1 pseudogene is annotated in these 531 nt (G+C 47.8%); it reads left to right on the top strand.

From position 1 onward, the window contains the following. A pseudogene (locus R7Z49_RS27340) lies at window positions 1-531 on the top strand (phospho-sugar mutase); the annotation flags it as partial.

Raw genomic sequence — 531 nt, 5'->3', positions numbered from 1 at the left:
TGATTCAAGAGACAGCAACTGGTCTCGGTCACTATCTGATTGAACAAGTGAAAGAAGCATCGTCTCGCGGTGTCGTTATTGGTTACGATGGTCGCCCTGATTCTAAACAGTTCGCGCACGATACTGCTTCTGTCTTAACAGCACTCGGTATCAAGGTTTACCTAACCTACCAAGTCGCGGCAACGCCTATTGTTGCTTTTGGTGTACGCACAATGAATGCTGCAGCGGCCGTTGTTGTAACCGCTAGCCACAATCCACCCGAATACAACGGCTTCAAAGTGTATTGGGAAAATGGCGCGCAAATCATTCCACCTCACGACTCGGGCATCGCGGCAAAAATTGATGAAGCGACCACAAAGCCTCTGCCGTTGATGTCTTTAGACGATGCTAAACAACAAGGCTTACTGGTTTGGTTGGAAGATGATTACTACCAAACTTACCGTAAAACCATGAACGAAAATGCTCTGCTGACTCCTGATTGCAACACCGATATTTCTATCGCTTACACTGCGATGCACGGTGTTGGCGCAG

Source organism: Vibrio sp. 1562 (assembly GCF_033340155.1).
Lineage (GTDB): Bacteria > Pseudomonadota > Gammaproteobacteria > Enterobacterales > Vibrionaceae > Vibrio > Vibrio alginolyticus.
This window is presented reverse-complemented; position numbering and strand designations above follow the sequence as displayed.